Genomic DNA, 9,597 nt, shown 5'->3' with positions numbered 1-9,597 from the left:
GCTCGCGGGGGTGCCGGCGCCCCGCCGCGCGGGCGCGGGGGGGGCGGCGGCCGCGCGCCGCGCCCATCCGCTCCCCCGCCCACGCCCCGGACGACCCTGACGACCCGGAAGAGGCGGACGCCCCGGAGGCGGCGGTGCCCGTCGACGCGGTGCCCGTCGACCGTCCCGACGCCGCCTGCGGCGTCCAGTTGAGGACCGCCCCGCAGCCGTCGCAGAACGACTCGCCCGGGTCGGGCCGCGTACCGCACTCGGCGCAGTTGCCGGCCCTGAGCCCGGACTTCCCCGGTTCCTCGGGGCCGGGCGCCGGCGAAGGTGATGGCGAGGAAGAAGTCTTGCTGGTCACCTGTCGGACGTCCTTTCGGCGACGGTCACCTGGACCGTGTAAGGCATATGGGCGGGGCGGGCCGCCGCGACCAGGCGTTCCAGCCGGTGCGCGTCGGCCGGGCCCGGGTTGGGCAGCCGTACGGTGACGTTCAGTGCGGGTCTGTGCTCCCCCGGGACCGCTCCCAGCGGGCGTGCTTCCCAGGTGGCCGCGCCGCTCTCGCTGATCTCCGGCTCCACGCCGAAGACCAGTCGGATCGCCTCCGCCAGCCCGCGCCGCGTGCCGCGGATACGGTGCAAGCGTACGGCCGCGGCGACGGCCGCACGCAGTGCCGCCGTCGTCTCCGGATCGGGGAGGTCGCCCGACGCCAGGGCGGCATCGTAGCTCCCGGTCTCCGCTCCCACCCAACTCCCCAGCCACCGGGCGAAGTCGGCCGGGGCCAGGGACGGGACGAAGTAGGTGTCGAGACAGTCCAGGACGTTGTGGAAGGGGGCCAGCACCTCGTCCAGGCCCCCCACGAAGCGCTGCGCCAGGTCGTCGTCCGCGAAGACGGCGGGGAGCCTCATCCCCAGCGGGGACGACGAGGCCAGACCGTCGATCGAGCCGCGCTCGCTCGTCGTCGCGACGCCGTCGCCGGTCACGACGCGTCGCCGATCACCCGGACACGGTGGTCGAACGAGAAGACCAGCGCGGGCGCCTGGAGGTCGATGCGCTCGGTCGGGTCGCCGCGCTTGCCGCTCAGCGGGTCCGCCGGGTGCAGCAGCACCTCGTCCACCAGCTCGACGCCCGGCACCCGTTGCAGCACCGCGAAGATCTCGCCCGACTGCACCGGACGTCCGAACGGCCAGCCCGTGCCGTGCGCGCCGCCCGTCAGCGGATCGAGGTGGCGGTAGAGCGCGTCGTGCGCCTGCCGGCGCACCCGGTCGGTGTCGGTGCCCCGGAAGGCGTGCACCGTGGCGACGACGGTCACCCCCTGGTAGAACGGCGGGCCGACCGCGAGGCGGGTGCCGATCAGGCGCCGCTCGTCCAGGTAGCGGGTGATCCGCGCCAGCAGGTCGTCGCTCGGCACGAGTTGCTCGAACCGCAGCCGGCCGCCCAGGTCCGAGACGGCCTGAGGCACCACCAGGACCCGTACGGCGTGCGCCCCGTGCTCGTCGGGCTCCGCCTCCAGGCAGGTGATACGGGCCGTCTCGGGCGCGGCGCGCCTGGCCAGTTCCTCGTAGTCCCGCAGCGTGACGGCGCGGTCCTGGGCGCTGAGCGCGATGGGCGCCCGGCGCTTCGCCTCCGCGACGCTCTCGCCGTCGACCCCGCCCCGCGCGGCCTCCCGGTTGATCACGTCGGAGACGTACGGCACGGAGTCGCGCAGCAGCCGGATCGCGCCGCGCGCCACATTGCCCGCCTTGCCGCCGCCCGTGCGGTAGCGCATCGCCCGGATCGGGGCGCCCTTGGGCGGGACGGCGCCGTACTGGCGCAGGGTGCCGTCCGCCTCGCGTACGGACGGGCCGAAGGCGATCTCGCCGGTCGTCGCGTCGAGCGTGAAGTGCCGGTCGTCGGGGCCGGAGGCGGCGAAGTGGCCGACGCTCTCCCAGTCGATCCAGCCGTCGCGCTCGGCGATCTGGAGCAGCAGCGGGGGGACGTCGCCGACGACGGGCGTACGGGCCAGCCGCAGCCGGAGCCCCGGCAGTCCGGTGCCCTCGCCCAGCGCCTCGTCGCGCACCGTCTCGGCGTGCACGACGCCCGTGGTGCCGCCGATGGTGAACGCCTCGGAGGAGCGGATGGTGGGCGAGTTGGTGTAGAACGGCTGGTCCTGGAGCGGCTCCGTGACCCGGCAGCGCAGCCACCCGGCCTCGCGTCGCGCCGTACGGGAGAGGGCGTGACCGCCGGGGACGTGCAGGACGACCTCGCCGGGGCGGTTGAGGCCACCGGTGGTGTCCCGCTCGATCTCGCAGGCCACCCAGCCGTCCGCCGTCCACGCCTCCCAGACCAGCGGGGGCTGGCGGGGGTCGACACCGACACCGTCCACCTGGCTGTCGAGTTCGATGACGACCGCGCACTCCGGTACGGCGGCGCTGAGCCCGAACAGCACGCGGTCGCCGGGGCGCGGGGACTCCCCGAAGCAGTGCACGTCGTTGGACTCGGCGAGGTCCGAGGTGCGTTCGACCGGCTGGTCGCCCTCGCGCTGGGTCACGAGGTACGACAGCTCACAGGGGACCACGGTCAGTTCGCGCTCCGTGGCGAAGACGACCGAGTCGTCGTCGTGGGCGCGGGACGAGGCGACCTCGGTGCCCGTCGTCACGATCAGCGGCTGCGGCTGCGGCGCCGACAGCCAGAACGTGACGTCGGCGCGTGCCGCGGACGGCGGGAAGAGGGTGATCCCGATGAGGTCGAGGAACGCGAGGTGGTTCTTCTCGGGGACCCGGTTCAGCCGGTACACGATCTGGTCGGCCATGTGCGCGACCGTCTCGACGAGGGTCACACCCGGGTCCGAGACGTTGTGGTCGGTCCACTCGGGGGCGCGCTGCTGGATGTACCGCTTGGCGTCGTCCACGAACTGCTGGAAGCGGCGGTCGTCGAGGTTGGGTGAGGGGAGGGCCATCAGCGGTCGTTTCCAATGTGTGCGTCGGACGGGCCGGACCCCTCGGGTCCGTCGTGGGAGGGGATGACATAGAACGGGAAGACCAGGCTGCGCGGGTTGTTGGTGCCGCGGATCGCGTAGCGCACGTCGATGAAGAGCACGCCGTCGTCGTCCCCGGCGGTCACCGTCACGTCCTCCACGTCGATGCGCGGTTCCCAGCGGTCGAGGCTGGAGTACACCTCGTGCTGGATCCGGCCGGCGGTGGCCTCGTTGACCGGGGCGAAGACCATGTCGTGGATGGCGCAGCCGAACTCGGGCCGCATCGGGCGCTCGCCCGGCGCGGTGGCGAGGACGAGCCGGATGGCCTCCTCGACCTCGCGCTCCCCGCTGACCATGGCGATGCCACCGGTGGGGCTGATGCGCATCGGGAAGGCCCAGCCGGAGCCGACGAACTGTTCGGCCATCAGACACCTCCTACGGTCAGGATCGGCTTCATCTTGGAGGTGACCAGGGGCGCGTTCAGACCGATGCTGATGGCGGAGCCGATCGTGACGGCCATCGGGGAGTTCACGGTCACCGCGGCCGTGCCGAGGAGGGACAGCGCGGTGCCCCTGATGTTGAGCGGGCCGCCGGACATGATGCTCATCAGCCCGCCGCTCTTGATCGACATGGTCCCGCCCGCCGTCAGGGACAGATTGGTGCCCGCCTTGACGGACACCGACGTGGATCCCTTGATGGTCACCTTTCCCGAACTGTCCACGACGATCTCGGTCTTCGTGCGGTCCAGGTTGATGGTGAGCCTGTCGTTGCCGGTGGCGAGCCGCACCCCGCGCTTCTTGCCCGTGCTCTGGTCGAGCAGGTCGAGCCGGTTGTTGCTGCGGTCGGCCAGGGTGCGCCGGGTGACCTTGCCGCGCGTCGCGTCGTACACCGGCTCCGCGACGGGGCCGGGCTTGTCCTCGCCGTTGTAGAGGCCGCCGATCACGAAGGGGTGGTCGAGGGCGCCGCGGTCGAACGCGACCAGGACCTCGTCGTTGACGTCCGGGCCGATGATTCCACCGCCCTTCACCCCGCCGAACTGGACCGTGCGGACCCAGTCGGTGGTGTACGTGTCGTCCAGCCACGGGAACTTCAGCTTGACGCGCCCCTGCTTGAGCGGGTCCTTGATGTTGGTGACCAGGGCGTTGGCGACGCTCGGTATCAGGGACGTGTTCCCGCCGCCCGCTCCCCCGCCGGAGGTGAGCCCGTACAGCGAGCGCCACTGGCGCCCGGTGACGGTCAGGTGCGTCAGGTAGTGCTCCTGGTCGCCGAAGGTGTGGCGGGCTCCGGTGACCGTGTACTTGCCCTCGAAGGGCTCGCCCACGTCCGCGAGGGTGACCGGGATCCCGGGACGCAGCTCGGGGTTGCCGCGCGCCATGACGTCCACCTCGGCGAAGGAGGAGGTGACGTCGTCGGAGAGCGACTTGGCCGCCTTGTCGGTCTCCGCCTTGCTGTCGTAGGGCTGGTCCGTCGCGACGCGCCGGGCCGCGCCGAAGCGTGACGTGACCTCGGCCGGGGTCGTACCGATCTGGAAGCCGTCGTTCTTCAGGGCAGGAGCCGTGCTCACCTCCGCCCTCTTGCCCTTGACGTCCCAGCCGCGGACCTCGACCTCGGCGACCTGGTCGGCCGAGGTGACGGCCGACCGGCAGCGCAGGATCTCCACCCCGCCCGCCAGGACGAACGGGCTCTTGTCGCTGGGGGTGCTCACCGCGGGGGCGGAGGCGGCCGGCTTCCTCTTGACGAACTGGAGCTTGCCGTCCGAGTCGATGTACATCACCATCTCGGCCTCGTCCGCGAGCCGCTGGACGAACTCCCAGTCCGTGACGTTGGGCTGGCTGATGAACTCGTACTTGGCGCCGGAGGACTCGACCTTGCCGAGCGGGACATTGCTCTTGCGGGCCAGTTCCTTCGCGATGTCGCTGGCGGACTTGTTGAAGTACGCCTTCACCCGCCGGTGCCGGAACATGCGGTGGCCCTTGTCGTAGCCACGGATGACCGTGAACGTGCCGGAGGCGTCGTAGTCCGTCTCCAGGGCGGTGATCTCAGCGGTGATCAGCGGGTTCTGCGCGCCGTCGCCGTCCGTGACGGGTGCGATGACCACCCGTTCGCCGATCTTGGCGTTCAGGTCGCCGAGGAGCTTCCTCTTCTGGTCGCGGAAGGTGAGCTGGAAGGCGCCCGGCACCCCGGCGCCGAAGTCGACCCAGCCGCCGACCAGTTGCTTGTCCTCGGGAGCCCTGAGCTTCCTGCCCGCGATCTTCACGTAGAGGATCGAGGAGAAACCGATCTCGGGCATCAGGCTTCCTCCTCCTCGCCCGCCGGAAGCATCAGTTCGGTGCCGGGCACCAGCACCGACGGATCGTCGATGCCGTTGGCCTCGGCGATCGTGCGCCACGCGGTGGCGTCGCCGTACTCCCGCCAGGCGAGGGACTGGAGCGTGTCCCCCGCCACCGACCGGTGCACCCGCCGGGAGGTGAGCGCGCCCGAGGTGGGGTTCTGGCCGAGGGTGTCGCTCGGGATCTCGTGCAGGCTCACCTGACAGGTGGCGCGGATCGGCATCCCCGTGGTGTTGAAGAGAGTGTACGAGGCTTCCACCGAACTCACGTACGCGTTGAAACGGGCGGTGGAGAAGGCGCCCCACTCGAAGATCACCCAGGGTGTGGAGGGCTGCTTCGCCGCGATGCTGGCGGTGGTCGTCTCGCAGCAGGAGAAGAGCGATTCGACCTTCTTGCGCACGTCGTTGCTGTCCGGGTCGTCCGAGCGGTCGAGGAAGATCTCCACCGTCATCTCGCGGGGCTCGGGCCCCATGAACTCCGGGACCGCGCCGTCGCGTACGGCGGCCGTGGGCGTGGTCTTCCAGTTCGCCCGCCGGGTCAGCGAGAGCTGCGACGGGTTGAAGTCGAAGTCGAACGTCTTCATCAGCGCACCGGGCTTGGTGCTGCTGCCGATCGGCGGCTGATGGATGGCGAGCGTCGCCCGTACCAGGCTGTCACCGATACCGAAGCTGCTGAGGTCCATCGGTTAACCCTCTCCCCCGGCTTCGGTGAAGCCGTGATGCGCGATCTCCAGCACCTCGGTCGCCACGGCGGGGCTGTTCGGGTCGAAGGACGGCCCGCGCCAGCTCACCGGGAGGACGTCGAGGAGCCCCCACTGGGCGACGATCGACCCGTTGGCGCGCAGGGCGACGATCTGCGCGGTGGGCCGGGTCACGCCGGTGGTGACGGAGGAGATCCAGGCCGCGACCTTCGACGTCTCCGGGCGCAGCGGGCGCGTCAGCGTGATGTTGGAGTAGCTGATACGGGTCGGCAACTGCCAGACGAAGCCGTTGTTGCCGCCCTCCTGCCGCTGCTCGATCTCGACCTGGGAGGAGAGGCCGTCGCAGCCGTTGAACGTGCCCAGGCTCTCACCGTCGATCGAGAGGTGGAAGAAGATGGTGGTGCCGGGATCGAGCTCCTGGGACATCCAGTGGGCCTTCCTGCGGTACGCGTGCGGGAGCGGGTCGGTGGGGGTGGGTCAGGACGTCAGTGGCGTGGGTCGCGCAGCTTCCCGACCCGCTCACGGTCCTGCCGCAGTTCGGTACGGAGCAGCCGGGTCAGCGGCCCGATCAGACGGTGGACCAGCTCGGCCATCTGGTCCTCCTTCAGCTCACGGGGCTTGAACTGGCTGGTCACGGAGGGCGGCGGAAGCGCGCTCTTCGAGGACTCCGCCTCCGAGGACACGCTGTGCCGCGTCGTCCCCCGGCCGGCGAACCCGCCGCCCTGCCCACGGGACCCGCCGCCGCGTCCCCCGACGTCCCGCTGTACGGCGACGGAGGTGGCGCGGCGCGGCGCGGACGGCGCGGCGACCGGGGTCGGCCGCAGAACGGACTGCGGGACGGGCGGGGTCGCCACGGACGGGGTCGCGGCGGCCCGCTGCACCGGGAGGTCCACCGGCGGCCGGGGCGCGGCGGGGGCGAGGGACACGACGCGGTGGGGCTCGGACGGGGCGCCGCCCGAGAGAGGGGCGCCACCCGAGAGAGGGGCGCCACCCGAGAGAGGGGCGCCACCCGAGAAGGGGGCGCCGCCGGTGGCGGGCGCGCCGGGGGCCGGGGCGCCGGGGGCGCTCATCACCGGCGTACGGACGAATCCGCCGGGGGCGGCGGGCGCCGGCGCGGACGCCGGAGCCGGTCCCGGGACGGCGCGCTGCACGACGGGGAAGGCCGGGGCCACGCCCGTGAACTTCATTCCGTCCGTGCTCAGTTGTACGGGCGGTCCGTCCGGCGCGGCGGCGGACGCCTGGGGCGCGGGAGAGGGGCGTACGGGGGCCGGGGCGTGCGGGGTGCCGCCGGTTCCGGTGGCCGGGTGGTGCGCGGAGCGCTGGACGGGGGTGTGCCCCCCGGGGTGCGCGGGGCGCGGGGCGGCGGCGCGCTGTACGACCGGCTGCCCGGCGGGCTGGACGGTGGCCGACTTCATGGGGGCGCGCTGGACGGTGCCACCGGCCGCCGGGCCGGCCGGGCCTGACGGACCGGAGGCGCCGGAGGCGCCCGACGGTGCGGTACGGCGCAGCGGAACGGCGGTCGGGGCGGCGGGCACGGCCGGTGCCGGGGAGACCGGCGAGGCGGGGGCCACCGGAGCCGAGGAGGTCAGCGGCCCGGAGCGGGGCTGCGCGGCCAGCAGCGGCCGGGCGGCGGCGCCGGGACCCGAGGCGGGGGCCTGGACCGGGGCCGGTGCCGCAGGCGCGCCGCCGGGCGCGGCGGCACGCTGTACCGCCGCGCGCTGTACGGGAGCCGCGTGGCCGCCGGAACCCGTCGCGGGGGCCATGGCCCGCTGGACCGGAGCGGCGGAGCGACCGGAGGCGGGCGCGGGCGCCGGGGAGGAGACCGGCGAAGAACCGGAGGCGGAGGCGGAACCGGAACCCGAGGCGGAGGCCGCGGGCAGCCTGCGCAGCGGCGTCCCGGCCGGACGCGGGGCCGCGGGCGCGGTACGGGAGACGGGGGCCGCGGCGGAGGAACGCGCCGTCATCACCGGCGGCGCGGAGCCCACCAGCGGAGCGGCGGGCGCGGGGCCCGGCCGGAGGACCGACGGGGGCTGCGCCGACGCGGTGGTGACGGCGGGCGCGCCCTGCGACGGCGCCCGCTGCACGGTGGGCGCGGACGGAGTGGAAGCCCCGGACGGTGCGGACGGACCGGCCGGCGTGGCGGGAGGCGGCGCCACCGGCAGCGTGGACGGCGCGGGCGCACCGCTCGCGGGAGCGGGCGGCGGGACGGGCACGGCCACGGGAACCGCGGGCCCCGTCGCGGGACCCGCCGGACGCGACGGACCCGTGGGACCGGCCGGACCGGAACGGGGAACGGAGGCCGGAGCCGGACCGGAGGACCGGGCAGGGGTGTGCGCGGCGCTCCGCTGCACCGACGGGGCGCCCGTCGGCCCGCCGGACGGGCCGGCCGGACCGGAGGCGCGCTGGACGGGGGCCGCCGGAACCGAGGGACCGATGGGCGCGGCCAGACCGGGGCGGGCCACCGGTGCCGGTCCTGCCGGTGCCGGGCTCGTGCGCGGCGCGCCCGCGTCACCGGTGGACGGGGCGGCGGGGCGCCGTACGGACGACGGCCCCGCGCCCTGTCCCCCCGTGGGGGCGCCGGGCGCGACGGAGCGTTGCACGGGCGCGGCGCCACCACCGGAACCGGCGACCGGCGGCACGGGGCCCGGTCCGCCGGTGGACGCGTCGGGGGCCGCGAGCCGCTGCACCGGCGGGGTGCCGCCGGCCGCGGGGCGCGGGGTTCCGCCGGAGGTGCGCGGGCCGGGCGCGGCGGGAGCCGGTCCGCCCGCGGCGGGACGGACCGGGGCCACGGGGCCCGGCGTACCGGCACCCGTACCCGTACCGGAGGCCGGGGCCGGTCCGGTGCCGGAGGAACCGGACGCGCCGGGAGCGGTGAGCCGCTGCGCGGACGGCCGGGCGGGCGGCGGGGTCGCGGGACCGCCGGACGGCTTCCGCGGAGCGCGCTGCACGATCGGCGGCCGTCCCGCACCGGGCGTACCGGAGACGGGGGCGCCCAGCAGGGAGCGGCGCGGCGGCGTCGGTGCCGAACCCGGGCCCGAGGAAGAGGAAGAGGAGGAGGAAGGAGAGGAAGAAGAAGAGGAGGCCGGGGGCGCCGGGGACGACGCCGGGGGGACGGCCGGGCCCGCGCTGGGCGCGCCCAGCGCGGTCGGACGGCTGCCGGGGCCACGGGGCGCGACGCTGCGCTGCACGGGCGCCGGAGCGACCGGAAGTGCGGGCTCCGCCGACGGCGTGGACCGTGCGGCGGGGCCGCCACCGGCGGGGGCCGGGGGCGCCGGAGGCGTCGCGGGGGCCGGAGGCGTCGGTGCGGCTGTGGGCTTCGGGGCGGCCGGCGGCGTGGCCGGGCCCGTGGCACCTCGCGGACCTGTCGGCCGGGGCCCGGGGCCCTGCGGGACGACCGGGGCCGAACCACCGCCCGTACCGCTGCCCGAGTCGCCCTCGGGCCCGCCGCCGGGCCGCTTCGCACCGGGCGCGACGGCGCGCTGCACCGGGGCGGCGGGAGCGGGGGACGGCGAGGAAGGCGCGGGCGCGTGCGGCGGCCCCGCGACCGGGAGCGCCGGGGAGGCGGGCGCGGCCGGAGGAGCCGTCACGGGGACGGCGGCCGGGCTCGTCCGGGAGGCGTGCGACGGCGCGG

7 protein-coding genes and 2 pseudogenes are annotated in these 9,597 nt (G+C 74.9%); 1 reads left to right on the top strand and 8 read right to left on the bottom strand.

Going from position 1 to position 9,597, the window contains the following annotated elements; genetic code table 11:
* From ACFXPK_RS05900 to ACFXPK_RS05865, 8 genes and pseudogenes are all read right to left on the bottom strand, one after another.
* Nucleotides 1–343: pseudogene (locus ACFXPK_RS05900) on the bottom strand (hypothetical protein); the annotation flags it as partial.
* Nucleotides 340–888 (bottom strand): phage tail protein, encoded by a 549-nt coding sequence (locus ACFXPK_RS05895; protein WP_385072292.1) that lies wholly within the window; start codon nt 886–888, stop codon nt 340–342. The gene ACFXPK_RS05895 and the pseudogene ACFXPK_RS05900, both read right to left, overlap by 4 nt.
* A 71-nt stretch (nt 889–959) precedes the next feature.
* Nucleotides 960–2,918 carry a putative baseplate assembly protein gene (locus ACFXPK_RS05890; protein ID WP_385072084.1) on the bottom strand — a complete coding sequence of 653 codons (1,959 nt, stop codon included), beginning with the start codon at nt 2,916–2,918 and terminating at the stop codon, nt 960–962.
* Nucleotides 2,918–3,361 carry a GPW/gp25 family protein gene (locus tag ACFXPK_RS05885; RefSeq protein ID WP_384997750.1) on the bottom strand — a complete coding sequence of 148 codons (444 nt, stop codon included), beginning with the start codon at nt 3,359–3,361 and terminating at the stop codon, nt 2,918–2,920. The genes ACFXPK_RS05890 and ACFXPK_RS05885 overlap by 1 nt, the downstream gene beginning before the upstream one ends.
* The gene (locus tag ACFXPK_RS05880) at nt 3,361–5,226 is read right to left on the bottom strand and encodes a VgrG-related protein (protein WP_385072081.1); all 1,866 of its coding nucleotides are present in this window, start codon (nt 5,224–5,226) and stop codon (nt 3,361–3,363) included. The genes ACFXPK_RS05885 and ACFXPK_RS05880 overlap by 1 nt, the downstream gene beginning before the upstream one ends.
* Nucleotides 5,226–5,948 carry a LysM peptidoglycan-binding domain-containing protein gene (locus tag ACFXPK_RS05875; protein ID WP_384997746.1) on the bottom strand — a complete coding sequence of 241 codons (723 nt, stop codon included), beginning with the start codon at nt 5,946–5,948 and terminating at the stop codon, nt 5,226–5,228. Before ACFXPK_RS05875 ends, ACFXPK_RS05880 begins: the two co-directional genes overlap by 1 nt.
* 3 nt (nt 5,949–5,951) lie before the next feature.
* The gene (locus ACFXPK_RS05870; protein WP_384997744.1) at nt 5,952–6,392 is read right to left on the bottom strand and encodes a phage tail protein; all 441 of its coding nucleotides are present in this window, start codon (nt 6,390–6,392) and stop codon (nt 5,952–5,954) included.
* 59 nt (nt 6,393–6,451) lie between these two features.
* Nucleotides 6,452–7,729, bottom strand: a complete 1,278-nt coding sequence (locus tag ACFXPK_RS05865; protein WP_385072077.1) for a hypothetical protein — start codon at nt 7,727–7,729, stop codon at nt 6,452–6,454.
* On the opposite strand from ACFXPK_RS05865, the pseudogene ACFXPK_RS05860 reads away from it, so the two are divergent.
* Nucleotides 7,728–9,597: pseudogene (locus tag ACFXPK_RS05860) on the top strand (hypothetical protein); the annotation flags it as partial. The gene ACFXPK_RS05865 and the pseudogene ACFXPK_RS05860 sit on opposite strands and share 2 nt — an antisense overlap.

Origin of the sequence: Streptomyces sp. NPDC059142 (assembly GCF_042755665.1) — a bacterium.
Lineage (GTDB): Bacteria > Actinomycetota > Actinomycetes > Streptomycetales > Streptomycetaceae > Streptomyces.
This window is presented reverse-complemented; position numbering and strand designations above follow the sequence as displayed.

What these genes read in the sequence shown, in the direction of transcription:
- ACFXPK_RS05895 (WP_385072292.1), bottom strand. Translation starts at nt 888, where the DNA reads ATGAGGCTCCCCGCCGTCTTCGCGGACGACGACCTGGCGCAGCGCTTC.
- ACFXPK_RS05890 (WP_385072084.1), bottom strand. Translation starts at nt 2,918, where the DNA reads ATGGCCCTCCCCTCACCCAACCTCGACGACCGCCGCTTCCAGCAGTTC.
- ACFXPK_RS05885 (WP_384997750.1), bottom strand. Translation starts at nt 3,361, where the DNA reads ATGGCCGAACAGTTCGTCGGCTCCGGCTGGGCCTTCCCGATGCGCATC.
- ACFXPK_RS05880 (WP_385072081.1), bottom strand. Translation starts at nt 5,226, where the DNA reads ATGCCCGAGATCGGTTTCTCCTCGATCCTCTACGTGAAGATCGCGGGC.
- ACFXPK_RS05875 (WP_384997746.1), bottom strand. Translation starts at nt 5,948, where the DNA reads ATGGACCTCAGCAGCTTCGGTATCGGTGACAGCCTGGTACGGGCGACG.
- ACFXPK_RS05870 (WP_384997744.1), bottom strand. Translation starts at nt 6,392, where the DNA reads ATGTCCCAGGAGCTCGATCCCGGCACCACCATCTTCTTCCACCTCTCG.
- ACFXPK_RS05865 (WP_385072077.1), bottom strand. Translation starts at nt 7,729, where the DNA reads ATGGCCCCCGCGACGGGTTCCGGCGGCCACGCGGCTCCCGTACAGCGC.